Annotated in this window: 13 protein-coding genes; 4 read left to right on the top strand and 9 right to left on the bottom strand. The window is 73.1% G+C overall.

Annotation, left to right across the window (positions count from 1 at the left end; translation table 11 throughout):
- Positions 1–35: 35 nt before the first annotated feature.
- On the top strand, positions 36–1250 hold the full coding sequence (locus SSP29_RS26465) for an MFS transporter (protein WP_089103292.1): 1215 nt from the start codon (positions 36–38) through the stop codon (positions 1248–1250).
- Here SSP29_RS26465 and SSP29_RS26460 read toward each other — a convergent pair.
- Both SSP29_RS26460 and SSP29_RS26455 read right to left on the bottom strand, forming a co-directional pair.
- Positions 1210–1668, bottom strand: coding sequence for an acyl-CoA thioesterase (locus tag SSP29_RS26460; RefSeq protein WP_089103291.1), 459 nt, complete (start codon positions 1666–1668; stop codon positions 1210–1212). The two genes, SSP29_RS26465 and SSP29_RS26460, sit on opposite strands and share 41 nt — an antisense overlap.
- Before the next feature lie 85 nt (positions 1669–1753).
- Positions 1754–3013 (bottom strand): alginate lyase family protein, encoded by a 1260-nt coding sequence (locus SSP29_RS26455; protein WP_089103290.1) that lies wholly within the window; start codon positions 3011–3013, stop codon positions 1754–1756.
- Between the two features lie 129 nt (positions 3014–3142).
- Between SSP29_RS26455 and SSP29_RS26450 the strand changes: the two genes are divergently transcribed.
- The 3 genes from SSP29_RS26450 (at position 3143) to SSP29_RS26440 (ending at position 6358) form a co-directional block, all read left to right on the top strand.
- Entirely contained in the window at positions 3143–4522 is a 1380-nt protein-coding gene (locus SSP29_RS26450; RefSeq protein WP_089103289.1) for a uracil-xanthine permease family protein, read from the top strand.
- A gap of 123 nt (positions 4523–4645) precedes the next feature.
- Complete coding sequence (locus SSP29_RS26445) at positions 4646–5332, top strand: DUF5995 family protein (RefSeq protein WP_089103288.1); 687 nt, start codon at positions 4646–4648, stop codon at positions 5330–5332.
- Positions 5333–5428: 96 nt separating this feature from the next.
- Complete coding sequence (locus SSP29_RS26440; RefSeq protein ID WP_089103287.1) at positions 5429–6358, top strand: LLM class F420-dependent oxidoreductase; 930 nt, start codon at positions 5429–5431, stop codon at positions 6356–6358.
- Positions 6359–6367: 9 nt separating this feature from the next.
- Here SSP29_RS26440 and SSP29_RS26435 read toward each other — a convergent pair whose 3' ends face one another.
- From SSP29_RS26435 to SSP29_RS26405, 7 genes are all read right to left on the bottom strand, one after another.
- A complete protein-coding gene (locus SSP29_RS26435; protein ID WP_089103286.1) occupies positions 6368–8080 on the bottom strand; it encodes a flavin monoamine oxidase family protein in 1713 nt (570 codons plus the stop codon).
- A gap of 52 nt (positions 8081–8132) precedes the next feature.
- Positions 8133–8921 carry a carbon-nitrogen hydrolase family protein gene (locus SSP29_RS26430; protein ID WP_089103285.1) on the bottom strand — a complete coding sequence of 263 codons (789 nt, stop codon included), beginning with the start codon at positions 8919–8921 and terminating at the stop codon, positions 8133–8135.
- 152 nt (positions 8922–9073) lie between these two features.
- Entirely contained in the window at positions 9074–9460 is a 387-nt protein-coding gene (locus SSP29_RS26425; protein ID WP_089103284.1) for a DUF742 domain-containing protein, read from the bottom strand.
- A gap of 8 nt (positions 9461–9468) precedes the next feature.
- Entirely contained in the window at positions 9469–9957 is a 489-nt protein-coding gene (locus SSP29_RS26420) for a roadblock/LC7 domain-containing protein (RefSeq protein WP_089103379.1), read from the bottom strand.
- Between the two features lie 214 nt (positions 9958–10171).
- Positions 10172–12640: a sensor histidine kinase gene (locus SSP29_RS26415; RefSeq protein ID WP_089103283.1), complete on the bottom strand. Its 2469-nt coding sequence runs from the start codon at positions 12638–12640 to the stop codon at positions 10172–10174.
- A gap of 97 nt (positions 12641–12737) precedes the next feature.
- Positions 12738–14189, bottom strand: a complete 1452-nt coding sequence (locus SSP29_RS26410; RefSeq protein ID WP_089103282.1) for an HAD-IA family hydrolase — start codon at positions 14187–14189, stop codon at positions 12738–12740.
- Between the two features lie 55 nt (positions 14190–14244).
- The gene (locus SSP29_RS26405; protein ID WP_089103281.1) at positions 14245–15309 is read right to left on the bottom strand and encodes an ABC transporter ATP-binding protein; all 1065 of its coding nucleotides are present in this window, start codon (positions 15307–15309) and stop codon (positions 14245–14247) included.
- Position 15310: the final 1 nt, after the last annotated feature.

Below are 15310 nucleotides of genomic sequence, written 5' to 3'. Positions count from 1 at the left end.
CAGCGGGGCGGTACCCGGCCGGGAGGGGCAGGACCATGAAAGACGTGGGTTGCGAGCAGCAGGGGGTGAAGAGCGCGCGGTACGCCGTCGCGGCCGTGTTCACCGTGCACGGTGCCGTCACCGGCTCGTTCGCGACCCGGGTGCCGTGGATCCAGGACCATGCCTCGCTCAGCGCCGGGCAGTTGGGCTTCGCGCTCGCCTTCACGGCGTTCGGCGCCTCGTGCTCGATGCCGCTGGCCGGCCGGATCAGCCACCGCTTCGGCAGCCGTACGGCGCTGCGCGGACTGATCGCCCTGTGGACGCTGTCGCTGGTCCTGCCGTCGCTCGCGACGAACCTGTATCTGCTGTGCCTGGCGATGTTCGTGTACGGCGCCAGCGCCGGCATGGCGGACGTGGTGATGAACGCGCTCGGCGTGGAGATCGAGCGGCTGCTCGACAGGTCGATCATGTCGGGGCTGCACGGCATGTGGAGCGCGGGCACCCTGGTCGGCTCGGCCGCGGGCACCCTCGCCGCGCATCTGGGCACGGACGCGCGCGTGCACTTCGCCCTGGCGGCGGCCGTCCTCACCGCGCTCGGCGTCCTGGCGGCCGGCTTCGTCCTGGACGTCCGGGCCGGCGAGGACGAGGAGCCGCCGCCGCGGTTCACGCTGCCGCCCCGGTCGGCGCTACTGATCGGCACGGTGGGCTTCTGCGCGGTGTTCGCGGAGGGGGCGAGCCTGGACTGGTCGGCGGTGTTCCTGCGGGACCGGATGGGCAGCTCGGCGGGGCTCGCGGCGGCCACCACCACCGGGTTCATGCTGGCCATGGCGGTGGCCCGGATCGGCGGGGACGCGGTGGTGAACCGCTTCGGGGCGGTGCGGACGGTGCGCGCCGGGGGTGTGCTGGCGGCCGTCGGCGGGCTGCTGGTGGTTCTCGCCGGGCAGCCGGCGGTGGCGATGACCGGGTTCGCGCTGATGGGCCTCGGCATCGCGGTCGTCGTACCGCTGTGCTTCGCGGCGGCCGGGCACGCCGGGCCGAACCCGAGCCAGGCGATCGCGGGCGTGGCGACGATCACCTACACCTCGGGCCTGATCGCGCCCAGCCTGATCGGCGGAATCGCCCAGGCGACCAGTCTGGTGGTGTCGTTCTGCCTGGTCACGGTGCTGGCACTGGGGCTGGTGGCGTTCGCGGGCGTGCTGCGCGCCGGGACACGGGGCGGCCGCCCGGAGGTCAGCCCGCAGGCCGCAGCAGTTCCTGACCCACGGCCCTGAACGTCTCGCTCCACGGCGTGGGGCGCAGGGTGGCCGCGTCCAGCCGGACGAGCACCCGGGTGCCCTGCGCGTAGGTGGTCGCGCCGTCCGGCGAGCAGAAGCGGAAGCCGTAGGTCAGGCCGGTGCTGCCGAGCCGTTCCAGCCAGAGGTGGACGGCGTAGGTGCCCGACCTGGTGACCGGCGCCTCGTAGCCGATACGCAGTTCCCTGACCACGTTGCAGGCGTCCCCGGCGGTGGCCCAGTCGCCGTCGAAGCGGACGCCGTGCTCCTGCCAGAACTCGGTCCAGGCGCGTTCCACCAGCAGCGGGTAGCGGGCGTTGTGCAGCATCCCGAGCGCGTCGAGGTCGTCGAAGTGGACGCTGACCGGCAGCAGCCGGCCGTAGGAGAGGGCCGGGGCGGGCAGGGCTTCGGCGGTCACGGCAGGGCTCCTGAGCAGTAGACGAAGCGGCGGGGACACTCCATCCTAAGCGGACGCTCAGGAGCCCCGGCCGGGGAGGGGCCGGTCAGCCCGCGATCGAGTCCAGCTGCTCGGCGGCCGGCCGCAGCGCCCAGAGGTCACCGCCGGGCGGTGTCTCCAGCCTCCGTACCGCCTTCTGGGCCGCCTTGTCGCCGGCGTCGGCCGCCGCGTGCACGACGTCGCTCGCCGCGTAGCGGTGGAACTCCAGCTCCGGATACGGCCAGGCGGCCGCGCCGGTCGCGGCCGGCAGGAGGTAGTCCACGGCCTTGAACAGGCTCTGCCCGTCGGGCCCCCGGTAGCTCCACAGGTTCACGCCGACGTGCCGGCCGATGGCGGCGAGCCGGGTGTAGGCGACCAGGTCGAAGGTCGAGTAGTGCCAGCTCCTGGTGCGGGCCAGCTCCTGCGGCTGGCTGCCGTCCCCCGCGACCTGCGGGTCGATCCGCTTCGGCCGCGCGTCCAGCACGGTCTGCCTGGCCAGCGCCTTGTCGCCGGTCGCGTAGGCGAGGGCGGCGAGCTGCATGTCGTAGAAGGTGCCGTGGTTGTTGGCGGCGGCCCCCTCCTCCTTGCCGAAGGCGCTGTTCTTCAGCCAGCCGAGGAAGTCCGTGTTCCAGCTCCGCATCCCGGCCCGGTCGTCGGCGCTCCAGCCGGGGGCTCCGGTGCCGAGGACCGCCAGCGCGTCGACCACGCTCGTGTACGACTGGGAGAAGTCGATGATCCCGATGGCCCGGCCGTCGTACTTGCACGGGATGAACTGGGCGTGGTTCAGGTTCGGGGTCATCCGGGTCGCCGGGTCGAGGAACCAGGTGCGCAGGATCTGCCCGGCCTTCTCGGCGTACGCCCGCCTGCCGGTGTAGTACCAGGCCAGGGAGAGGTCGTACGTCGAGTCGAAGACCTTCTCGACGTCCTGGCGGTCGGTGCCGCTGTCGACCTCGGGATTGCGCCGGCCGTCGCGCTGGACGTAGGGGCAGCCCCAGGGGTTGTCGGCGGTGGGTGCGGTGGTGGGCCACCAGTAGGGGGCCTGGCTGAGGTAGTCGTGGACGTCACCGCCCGGGGCGGGCTTGGGCTTGTCGACGACCGTCCAGGGGCCCTGGTCCAGCCAGGTGTCGGCGCGGGTCGTCAAGTCGCCGAGCGCGCGCCGCAGTTGCGGGTCGCCGTCGCGCAGTCCGGCCTTGGTGCGCTGGAGCCGGGCGCCGTCGAGGACGGCGGTGTCCGGGGCCTTGGCCGCGGCTTGGGCGGAGGGGACGAGGACCGCTCCGAACGCCACCAGAGTCGTCAGCAGAACGGCCGCACGGGATCTTCCACTCACCGAGCACTCCGATCATTTATTCAGAGTTATGAACGCAGTTCATGAGTAGGACCGTGTGAGCGTAGAACTGCCAGGTAGCCGTGACAATGGTTCGGACTGTCTTCACGTACAAAGAAAGCGAAGCCCACCATGGACCTCGGCGTGCGCTGGAAACTGCACGGCGACGGGCGCACGCCCGCGCCGGGAGCGGTGGTACGCCCCGACGAACGGCTCTCCTGGCCGCGCACGGTCGGGCTCGGCGCCCAGCACGTGGTGGCCATGTTCGGCGCCTCCTTCGTGGCGCCCGTTCTGATGGGCCTGGACCCCAACCTCGCGATCATGATGTCCGGCGTCGCGACCGTGATCTTCCTGCTGGCGACGCGCGGCCGGGTGCCCAGCTATCTGGGCTGCTCGCTGTCCTTCGTCGGGGTGGCCGCCGTCATCCGCGCACAGGGCGGCACCAGCGCCACCGTGACCGGCGCGGTCTTCGTGGTCGGCGTGGTGCTGTTCCTGGTGGGTGTCGCCGTGCAGCGCTTCGGGGCGCGGATCATCCACGCCGCGATGCCGCCCATCGTCACCGGCGCGGTGGTGATGCTGATCGGCTTCAACCTCGCGCCGGTCACCGCCTCCACCTACTGGCCGCAGGACCAGTGGACCGCCCTGCTGGTGATGTCGTTCACCGGTCTGGCCGTCGTCTGTCTGCGTGGTTTCTGGTCCCGCATCGCGATCTTCCTGGGCCTGGTCTTCGGGTACGCCCTCTCCTGGGCCCTGGACCGGATCTTCGGCAGGATCCACTCCATGGGCCCGGGCGGCAAGGTCACCGACCACTGGCGCCTGGACCTCTCCGGCGTCGGCCGGGCCGACTGGATCGGGCTGCCGTCCTTCCACGGCCCGTCCTTCCAGTGGTCGGCGATCCTGGTCGCCCTGCCCGTCGTCATCGCCCTGGTCGCCGAGAACACCGGGCACATCAAGGCGGTCGGCGAGATGACCGGCGACCCGCTGGACGACAAGCTCGGCACCGCGATCTCGGCCGACGGCGTCGCCTCGATGCTCTCCACCGCCGTGGGCGGCCCGCCCAACACCACCTACTCCGAGAACATCGGCGTGATGGCCGCGACCCGCGTCTACTCCACCGCCGCCTACTGGGCCGCCGCCGGCTTCGCGCTGCTCTTCGGCGTCTGCCCCAAGTTCGGCGCGATCGTGGCCGCGATCCCGGGCGGGGTCCTCGGCGGCATCACGGTCATCCTCTACGGCATGATCGGCCTGCTCGGCGCCCAGATCTGGCTGCACGCCCGGGTCGACCTGCGCAACCCGCTGAACCTGGTCCCGGCGGCCGCCGGCATCATCATCGGCGTCGGCAACGTGAGCCTGAAGTTCACCGACACCTTCTCCCTCAGCGGCATCGCCCTCGGCACCCTGGTGGTCATCATCGGCTACCACGGCCTGCGTGCCCTGGCCCCGGCCCACCTCAAGCGACTGGAACCGCTCCTTGACGAGGGCGCCAGTTCCTACGACGACAACCGGCCGTAGGCAGGCGGCACCTCCTCCCGCACGGCGCGCTCCCCTGCCCGTGCGGTGGGTCCGTTCCCCCGTTCCGGGGAAGCGCCGGGCCCGTCGGCGCGCGCGTCGGCCCGGGGCTGGGACCCTTCCCCCATGGCGCAGTCGGAACACCTCACCGCTCCGGTCGGCACCGTCGTCGCCCGGATGCGCGCCCTGGACGCGGACCTGCCCGAGCGCGACGGCATCGCGGTCTTCAACCGGGTGTACCTCACCGTCACGGAGGAGGTCGAACGGCGCCTGGACGCGGGCCGGTTCACGGATCCCGGGGCCGCGGCCACCCTCGACGTGCGGTTCGCCGAGCGCTACCTGGCCGCCGTGGACACGGAGGCGGCGGGCCGCCGACCCCCGGCCTGCTGGCGGCCGTTGTTCCAGTTCCGCCGGCATCCCGGGGTACGCCCGCTGCAGTTCGCGCTGGCCGGCATCAACGCGCACATCGGGCACGACCTGGCGCTGGCCGTGGTCGACGCCTGCCGCACGCTCGGCTGCGAACCGGCCGACCTGGAGGACGAGTTCGACCGCGTCGGCGACCTGCTCGTCTCACTGGAGGAGCGCATCCGCGAGGACCTGATGCCGGGGCCCGACGTGCTCCAGATCGCCGATCCGCTGACGCATCTGCTCGGTTCCTGGAGCCTGGAGCGGGCCCGGGACGCGACCTGGTCGGCGGCCCGGGCGCTGTGGGCGCTGCGCAGGTTCGAGGACCTGGTCGAGGAGTTCACCGAGCGGCTGGACGCGGCCGTCGGTCTGGCGGGCCGGATGCTGCTCACACCGCTGCGCGACTGACGGATCCGATCAGGCCAACCTCGGCGGAGCCGTTTCCCGCTCCACCGAGATAACGTTAACTTGATTGCGCAATCAATTACCAAGGGAGCGCATGCCATGACGACCCGGCTCGGAATCGGTCTTCCGCAGAATCGGCAGTACGACCTCGGCAAGGACGTGCCCGACGTGGCACGGGCCGCCGAGGACATCGGATACGACAGTCTCTGGGTGTACGAACGGGCCCTGTTCCCGGAACCCCAGACCCAGCCGCTGTACGGCGTCCCGGGCCTGCCCTGGCCCGACGCCTACCGGGGCGTGGCCGAGCCGCTGGTCACGCTGACCCTCGCGGCGGCGGCCACCCAGCGGGCCGAGCTGGGCACCGCGGTACTGGTGGCCCCGCTGCACATCCCCTTCCAGCTGGCCAAGTCCCTGGCCACGCTGGACGCGGCGAGCGGCGGCCGGGTGGTCGCGGGCCTCGGCAGCGGCTGGTCCCTGGACGAGTACGCGGCCCAGGGAGTCCGCCCGTTCGAGGAGCGCGGCAAGGTCATGGACGAGGTGATCGAGGTGTGCCGGGCGGTGTGGGGCCCGGACCCGGTGGTCTACGAGGGCCGGATCACGAAGATCGCCTCGGCCGTCGTCGGGCCGAAGCCGGCCCGGCCGATCCCGATCCTGCTGCCCGCCAACACCCCGCGGGCGATGCGCCGGCTCGTCGACCACGCCGACGGCTGGCTGCCGTACGCCGACGGCCCCGAGCAGGTGGCCGAGAGCCGGCGCCGGTTGCAGGACCTCGCCGCGGAGCGGGGCCGCACCCGGCCGTTGCGGACGGTCGTGCGCGTGAACCCCGACTACACCGCCAAGCGGTTCGAGGGGCCGGACCGCCGGCCCTTCCAGGGCGATGTCGAGCAGATCGTCGCCGATCTGATGGAGTACGCCGAGATCGGTCTCGACGAGTTCCTGGTCGACCTCTCGTGGGCCGCACGGGACGCGGAGGAACTGAAGGACGTGGCCGCCGAGGTGTACTCGGCGGCCCGGGCGGCCGGCTTCTGACGGGCTCGCTCAGTCCTCGGGGAGCTCGACCGGCGCGATCTCGTCGTAGACGTCACCGGGGCCGGGGTTGGCCGCGTCGGTCTCCCCGCCGAAGTGGTGCATGACGCCCCAGACCGCGTTCAACGCGGTCTGGACGGCACCCTCGGCCCAGCCCGCCGTCCAGGAGATGTCGTCCCCGGCGAGGAAGACGCCCCGCTTGTCCGCGGGCAGCCGGTCCTGCATGAAGTGCGTGAACAGGCGCCGCTGGTAGCGGTAGTGGCCGGGCAGGTTGGCCTTGAACGCGCCCATGAAGTAGGGCTCGTTCTCCCAGGACACGGTCACCGGGTTGCCGATGACGTGCTTCCTGATGTCGACCTTCGGGTAGATCTCGCCGAGCGACTTCAGCATGACCTCCATCCGCTCGTGCGCCGACAGCGGCAGCCACTTCAGGCTGTCGTCGCACCAGGTGTAGGAGAGGCAGATGACGGCGGGCTTGCCCGGGCCGTCGTCGAGGAGGTAGGTGCCGCGCGTCATCCGGTCGGTGAGCGTCATCGACATGACGTCCCGCCCGGTCGGATTTCCCCTGTCGTCGACGGCCTTGTCCAGCCAGAACGGCCGGTCGACGGGCACGAACAGCTTCGAGGACTCCATGTAGTGGGTGCGCTCGATCGCGGTCCAGTGGTCGATCGGGAAGAGCGAGTCGTCGCAGGCGATCTTGGAGAGCAGCATCCAGGACTGGGCGGTGAAGATCGCCGCCTGGTAGGTGCGGATGTCGCCGTTCGCGTCCGTCACCGTGATCCGGTTGCCGGTGGTGCGGTGCAGCCGGGTCACGGCGGGGCGGGGCTCGCCGTTCTCGTGCAGTTTCGCGAGCGACGTCCCGTACGCCCAGTGCACTATCTTCTCGGGCTCGCGTTCCCAGAGGCGCAGCGGCAGTTGCTGGGAGCCGCCGACGATGCCGCGGTGGTGGTCGTCGGCCTCGGTGTAGACGACCCGCAGGATCTCCAGGATGGAGTTGGGGAAGTCGGTGTCCCAGCCGCCGGTCCCGAAGCCGACCTGGCCGAAGATCTCGCGGTGCCGGAAGGACCTGAAGGCCTCGGAGTCGCAGAGGAAGCCGTAGAAGGTCTGGTTGTCGAGCTTCTCGACGAGCTTCGCCCAGATCTCGCGGATGCGCGGCACGTCCCGCTCGCGCATCGCGCGGTTCATGTCGGAGAAGTCGGCGCCCTCTTCCAGGCACTTGTTCCAGGCGGCGGCGACATCCCGGTAGACCTGCGGGAGGTCGTCGGCCGTCTCGGCGTAGTGCGACTCGCCCTTGAGGTCGACGACGGTCGAAGGGGTCGCCTCCGCGAGGGGGTTGGGGAAGGGCCGGGTCTCCAGGCCCACCAGGTCGATGTAGTGCTGGAGGGCGGTGGAGGAGGGCGGGAAGCGCATCGCGCCCATCTCGGCGGTCAGCGAGGGGTCGCAGCCCTCGAAGCCGACGGTCCGCAGCCGTCCGCCGATCTCGTCGGCCTCGTAGACGACCGGCTTCAGGCCCATCTTCATCAGCTCGTACGCGGCCACGATGCCGGACAGGCCGCCGCCGATGACCGCGACCTCGGTGCCGTGCCCGGTCGCCGGGATCTGGCCGAGGCCCGCCGGGTGGGCGAGGAAGTCGTCGTAGGCGTAGGGGAAGTCCGGGCCGAACATGGTGATCGGCGGCTGCTGCTCGTCGGCGTGCTCGACGGCGTTGGGCACCGTGGACGTCATGGGGTACGGGCTCCTTGCGAAACGCGAAAAGTGTGAGGAAGAGCGGGGAAGGTCAGGCCAGGGACCCGTAGAGGCCGGGGCGGCGGTCCTTCAGGTACGGGTTCGCCTCGCGGGAGGCGGCGAGGAGCGCGGGGTCGAGGTCGGCGAGGACCAGTTCCTCACCGCGTCCGGCGCGGGCGCGGGTGACCCCGTCGGGTCCGGCCAGCGCGGAGAGCCCGAAGAACTCGAACTCGCCTTCCTGGCCGACGCGGTTGGCGTAGGCCACGTACATCTGGTTCTCCCAGGCCCGCACCGGGACCAGGGACTCGGCGACGAGCTCGAACGGGTGCATGTTCGCCGTCGGGACGAGGAGCAGGTCGGTACCGGCCAGGGCGTGGGCGCGGACGAGCTCCGGGAACTCCACGTCGTAGCAGATCATGATCCCGACGGTGAGGCCGTTCAGCTCCGCCTGGACGACCGGCTGGTCGCCCGCGGTGAAGTGGTCCCGCTCGAAGCCGCCGAAGAGGTGGGACTTGCGGTAGTTCGCGAGCCGGGTGCCGTCGGCGGAGATCAGCTGGGCGGAGTTGTGGACGGCGTCGCCGTCGCGCTCCGGGTACCCGTAGGCGATCGCCAGGCCGTGGCGGTGGGCCAGCTCGGCGATCGCGTCGGCGCTGTCGCCGTCGGCGGGCTCGGCGAGGCGGGCGATGTCGTCGCCGATCGCGTAGCCCGTCAGGAACATCTCCGGGGCGACCAGCAGCGCGGCGCCCGCGGCGGCGGCCCGGCCGGCGGTCTCGTCGAGCACCTTGAGGTTCTCGACGGTCGAGCCGGGGCGGCCGGAGCTCTGGAGCAGGGCGGTGCGCATGCGGGTCCTCACCGGGTACGGAGGGGTCTGGGGGCCAGTTAGACCGTACGGTCGGCGGGCCGGGCCGGACAAGGAGGAGCCGTTGCGTGCCGGTGAGCGGTTCGTTGCGTGCGGCGGGGGCCCGGCGGCGATTCGTTGCGCGGGGCCGGAGCTCAGAGCTCCCGCAGCCGCTCCACGATCTCCTTCAGCAGCTCGGGGTCGGCGGCGGGGCCGGCCGGCTCCACCCGGCGCGGCGCGTCGATCCGCACCAGGCCGGCCTCGGCGAGATCGCCGAGCAGCACGCGTACGACGGTGAGCGGCAGGTCGGCGTCCGCGGCGAGCTCCACGACCGGCCGGGAGCCGCGCCGCACCAGGGCGAGCAGGGCGGTGCGGGCATGGTCGACGTCCGGGCGGCCCGCGTCCGTGCCCAGGTCCACGGCCGTGACCTGGGACATCAGATCGATGGAGTGCCGGCCGGAGGGTTCGGTGCGGCCCCGGGTCACGGTGTAGGGGCGGACCAGCGAGCCGGTCTCGTCCTCGTACCAGTGCTCGTCGCTCACCGCGGTCGTCAGGGGGCCGAGCGCGCGGCGGCGTCCAGGTGCCGGCCGAGGCGGCGGACGAGCAGAGCCATCTCGTGGGCCAGCTGGCCGACGTCGGTGCGGACGTCGCTGAGGACGGCGAGCCGGCTGCCGTGTCCGGCCGGGGTGACGAAGAGATAGGCGTCGTCGAGCATCACCATGGTCTGCCGCACCTCCCCGGCGCCGAACCGGTCCCCCGCCGAGCGGGCCAGGCTGTGGAAGCCGGAACAGACCGCCGCGAGGTGCTCGATGTCCCGCCGCCGCATCCCCTCGGAGTGGCTGAGCGGCAGCCCGTCGGCGGTGAGCAGCACGGCCTGCCGGACGTGGTCGGTCCGGGCGACGAGATCGTCGAGAAGCCAGCCGAGGCCACTGCCGGGCTGGGCGCCGGGCCCTGGGGCGACGGGGGATTGTGAGCCGGGGTCGGAGGCGGGGGCCGAGGCGGAGGCCGGGGCCGGGGCCGGGGCAGAGACAGAGGCCAGGCCGGAGGTCGGGACCGTGGCGGGGACATCGGCAGAGGCCGGGACCGAGGCGGAGACATCGGCAGAGGCCGGGACCGGGACGGGGGCATCGGCAGAGGCCGGGACCGGGACGGGGACGTCGGCAGAGGCCGGGACCGAGGCGGAGACATCGGCAGAGGCCGGGACGGGGGCATCGGCGGAGGCCGGGACCGGGGTGGGTGGCTGGGGGTGGTCGTTACTGGTCATCGTCTGCGTGCGTCCCTTCCTCGGTGTGGTTCGGCTCCTGGGGGCCGGTCGGCACTCCCCTGCGGCCCCGGTCCAGGCCGCGCTGGAAGGCGCCGAAGACCGCCCGCATCTCGTCGGCGTCCAGATCGCGCTCGGCCGGCCCGGCCGGGGCCTGCCGGCCGGCGCGCAGTTCGGGGGCGAGGGAGGTCTGACGGGTGCGGGTGGGCAGGGCCGGAGGCGCTGCGGGAGACGGACCCTCCGCCCGAGCCGCAGGCGCCTCGGGAGACGGGCCCTCCGCCCGGGCCGCAGGCGCCTCGGGAGGCGGGGGATCCGTCCGGGCCGGTAGCTGCTCCGCCTCGCGGACGGGTCCGGGCGCGGCGTGCGTCGTGGTCTCCCCGGCGGCCGCCGTACCGCCGGATGCCGGCAGAACGCCGACCGCCGATGCCGGTCGGCCTCCCCCGGGTGCCGGTGGGCGCCCGGGTGCCTCCGCGGACGGCCGGCGCCCTCGCTCGGCTCCCCCTCCGCCGTTCTCCGGCTCCGCCAGCACCGCCCGCGGCAGCAGCACCACCGCGGTCGTCCCGCCGTACGGCGACTCCCGCAGGGTCACCTCGATGCCGTGCCGGGCGGCCAGGCGGCCCACGACGTAGAGGCCGAGCCGGTCGTGGCGGGTCGGGTCGAAGGCGTCGGGGTCGGTGAGGGTGCGGCGGGCCGCGGTGAGCTGGTCGGCGTCGAGGCCGAGGCCCCGGTCGTCGATCTCCAGGGTGAAGCCGTGGCCGGCCAGGCCGGTGCGCAGGGTGACCTGGGTGTGCGGCGGCGAGAACACGGTGGCGTTCTCCAGCAGTTCGGCGAGCAGGTGCACGACATCAGCGACGGCGTCCGCGGCCACGCCCGCCTCCGGCATCGGCGGCACCACGACCCGCGGGTAGTCCTCGATCTCGCCGACCGCCGAAGACACCACGTCGGCGATCGGCACGGGCCGCCGCCAGCGCCGTCCGGGGGCCGCGCCGGAGAGGATGATCAGGCTCTCCGCGTGCCGGCGCATCCGGGTGGTGAGGTGGTCGATGCGGAACAGCTCGCCCAGGACGGCCGGGTCGTCGGTGCGCCGTTCCAGGGTGTCGACGAGTTTCAGCTGGCGGTGGACGAGGGCCTGGTTGCGGCGGGCGATGTTGAGGAGGACCGCGAACAGGCCCCGCCGCAGCGTGGCCTGCCGGACCGCGGCCTCGACGGCGGCCAGCCGGGCCCGGTTGAACGACCGGCCGACATCCCCGATCTCGTCGTTCCCGGCCTCCCCGGCGGCCAGCGGCGGCGCCTCGGCGACCGCGTCCACGTCCTCGCCGGCGCTCAGCCGCTCCATCAGGGCGGGCAGTTGGCGTGCGGTCAGCAGGTCGGCCGCGTCCCGCAGGGTCTCCAGGCGGCGCGAGATGCGGCGCGCCCCGCTCACCGCGAACCACAGCGAAAGGCCCACCGCCGCAAGCCCGGCCGCACCGACGACGGCCGCCTTGGCCAGCTCCCGGTAGGCGAAGGCGCGTCCGCGGGCGGCGGAGTTCTCGGCCGACCGCGTGCACAGCAGCATGTACTGCTTGACGGCCCGGTCGGTGGTGGACCGCCAGGTGCCCGCGGCGACGGCCGCACCGGCCCGGTCCGCGCCCGCCCGCAGCAGCGCGTCCTCGCCGCGCACCAGCGAGCGGTGCAGCGCGCCGCGCTGGAACGCCTCGAACAGCGCCCGTGAGTCCGACGGCAGGTCCGGGACGTAGGTCCGCTCGAAGACCCGCCGGTCCTCGACGGTCGCGGTGAGGGTGGAGTACTGCGCGTCGGTGAGCCGTCCGGCGGCCCGTGCCCCGGCGACCAGCGCGTCCTCGCGTGAGACGAACTCCCGTACCCGCACCAGCTCGATGACGACCTGTGACTCCCGGGCCAGCTGTCCGGCCTGGAGTGCGGTGAGGGTGGACTCGACGTCGAAACCGGGCTCCACCAGGGCGCTGTAGCCGGCGACGGCGCCGTCCCAGGAGATCTTCCGGGACAGCACCTGCCCGCGCAGGCTCTCCAGCCTGCCGGTGGCGGTCACCATCGCGTCGAGCGCCTGGCGCTGCCGGTCGCTGAGGCGCCCGCGGTCGCCGTCCCGGATCGCGTCCCGCATGGCGTCCACCGCCCGGTCGGTGCGCCGCTGCTGGGCGAGCAGGCCGGCGGCGGCCGCCGGGTCCGGGCGGCCGCCCAGGTAGGCCGCCGACAGCCGCCGTTCGATCTGGATCTGCCCGACGGCGGTGTCGACGGGGGTGCCGAAGTCGTCGTACACCCCCTGGAGGCGGATCAGCGCGCGTAGCTCGGCGGTGACGGACACCATGGCGAAGCTCCACAGGGCCGTCAGCGCGACGGCCGGGGCGAGCGCGAGCGCCACGATCCGCGCACGGACGGTGGTGGGTCGGCGAGCGAAGCGAGATGGGGGTACCCCCGGCCGGAGGTCGGGGGAGGGCCAGCGCATGGGTTACCTACCGGTGTTACCAGTCAGTAAGGGGGAGGCCCGCACAACTTACGGGATCGTCACCCCGACCGCAATGGTTGCCCCGGGTAACCCCTGGTTACGGCTCGACGGCGAACGTGGTGACGACGGCCGCGTGGTCGGAGGGCCAGTCGTTGCCCGCCACCTCGGGCCAGGGCGCCGGGGTGCCGGTGACCCAGGTCCGGGAGTCGAGCACGCGCAGCCCCCTGTGCAGCACGTAGTCGATCCGGTCCTGCGGTTCCGGCCGCCCGCTGCCGTCCTCGTGGACGGGGTGGATCGGCGACCAGGTGTGGCCGGGCGCGGCGGCCGGGTCCGGGTGCGCCTCCCGGTAGGAGTCACGGAACCCGGCGTCCTCGGCGGCCTTGGTCACCGGCCACCCGACCTCCGTCCAGTCCAGGTGGGACGGGCAGTTGAAGTCCCCGACCAGCACCACGGGCACGGCACCGTCCCCGATCCGCCGCAGGGCCTCCGCCATCTGCCCGAGCCGCACCTCCTCGTGGGCGACCAGCTCGTCGGCGCCGAGCCCGTCGAAGTGGAACTCGTAGGGCCCGTACGGCGTGTAGTGCAGATGCGCGGTCCAGATCTCGACCTCGCGGCCGGGGCGGACGGCGATCCGCACGCCGGCGGCTCCGTAGAAGCCGACGTCGGGGTCGCCGAGGCGGGCGGTGACCGGAAAGCGGCTGATGATCCCGAGGTTCTCGCCCGCCGCGTGGTGGTACCAGCCGAGGGCTTCGGCGAGTTCCCGGGCGCTGGTCCCGGCGGTCTCCTGGAGGCCGACGACGTCCGCGCCCGCGTCCATGATCGCCTTGACCTGCTTGGCCCGGTGGTCGTCGATCCGGCTGCCGCCGAGCCACAGGTTCCAGGACATCACCCGGAGTTCCGGTGCGGCCATCTCGCTCAGCTCCTTCGGGGTGACCCCGACCAGCGTGTCACGGACGGTCCGGCCGGGCGCGCCGCCGATCGGGGCGAGCGAGGGCACGGCCAGGACGGCACAGCCGGCGGCCTCGGCCGAGGCGACCCCGGTCTCGGTGTCCTCCACGGCGACGCAGGCCGCCGGGTCGACGCCGAGGGCGCGGCAGGCGGCCAGGTAGGGGTCGGGAGCGGGCTTGGTGCGTCCGGTGTCGTCGGCGGTGACGGAGACGGCGAACCGGCCGGCGCCGAGGGCGTCGAGGACGAGGTCGGCGACCGCGCGTGGGGACGCGGTGACCAGGGCGGTGGGAACGCCGGCCGCGGCCAGCGCGTCCAGCAGGTCGAGGGCGCCGGGGCGGGGCACGATGCCGGTGCGGACGCGGTCCGCGAACTCCCGGTGCAGCCCGGCCGCCAGAGCCGCGGCCGGGCGGCCGGTGGCCGCGGCGAGCCAGCCGGCGGTGTGCTCCACCGGCCGGCCGAGCACCTCGGGTTCGTCGGCCTCGGTGAGCGGCCGCCCGGCGACCTGTTCCACCGCCTCCCACCACAGTCGCTCGGTGTCGACGAGCGTTCCGTCCATGTCGAACAGGACGGCCTGAAGCGGGAGTCGCGGGTGGGGGGTCACGTTGTTGTCATTCCTCACTGATGGCTTGTGAATGCGCTACCGGCTTGTGGATGCGCTACTTCTGGACGCGCTCCGCCACGAGCACCGGCCGCTCGGGCAGGGACACGCTCACCGCGGATCCGGCACCCAGCTCGGCGGCCTCGTGGGCGGGCAGGTCGGCCTTGGCCTCGGTGCCGTCCGCGAGCCGTACGGTGACCCGGACGACCGCGCCCAGGAAGGCGGTGGCGACGACCGTGGCCGTACCGGCCCCGTCCGCGCGCACCTGGACCGCCTCGGGCCGCACCAGGACGTCGACCTCGCCCGCACCCGGCGCCTCGCCGTCGGCCGGCAGCCGCTGCCCGAGCACCTCGACGGTGCCGTCCTTGACCGTCCCCGGGATCCGGCTCATCGTGCCGACGAACTCGGCGACGAAGGCGGTGGCCGGACGGCCGTACAACTCGGCGGGTTCGGCGCACTGTTCGAGCCGCCCGGCACGCATCACGGCGACCCGGTCGGCGATGGACAGCGCCTCCTCCTGATCGTGCGTCACGAACAGGGTGGTGATGCCCAGTTCCTGCTGAAGCCGGCGGATCTCCTCGCGGAGCGACAGCCGGACCTTGGCGTCGAGGGCCGACAGCGGCTCGTCGAGGAGGAGCACACGGGGGCGCAGGGCGAGGGCACGGGCGAGCGCGATGCGCTGCTGCTGGCCGCCGGAGAGCTGGTGCGGGAACCGCTCCCCCTTGTCGCCGAGCCCGACCAGCTCCAGCAACTCGGCCGCGCGGGCGCGCCGTTCACTCGTGCGCACCTTGCGCATGCGCAGCCCGAAGGCCACGTTGTCGACGGCGTTCAGATGCGGGAAGAGGCTGTACGACTGGAAGACCATCCCGGCGTCGCGGCGGTGGGCCGGGACGTGGGTGACGTCCTCGCCGTCCACGAGCACGGCGCCGGAGTCGGGGTGTTCGAAGCCGGCGAGCATGCGCAACGCGGTGGTCTTGCCGCAGCCGGACGGGCCGAGCAGGGCCAGGAACTCGCCCGGCTGTACGGTCAGGTCGAGTCCGTCGAGGGCGACGGTGGCGCCGAACTCGCGCCGCAGCGACCGGAATTCGACGGTCGCGGCCTTCTCAAGGGTGGCGGTGGTCATG

It is taken from the genome of Streptomyces hyaluromycini (assembly GCF_002217755.1).
GTDB lineage: Bacteria > Actinomycetota > Actinomycetes > Streptomycetales > Streptomycetaceae > Streptomyces > Streptomyces hyaluromycini.
The sequence above is the reverse complement of the archived record's forward strand: the minus strand, read 5'-3'. Positions and strand labels throughout refer to the sequence as shown.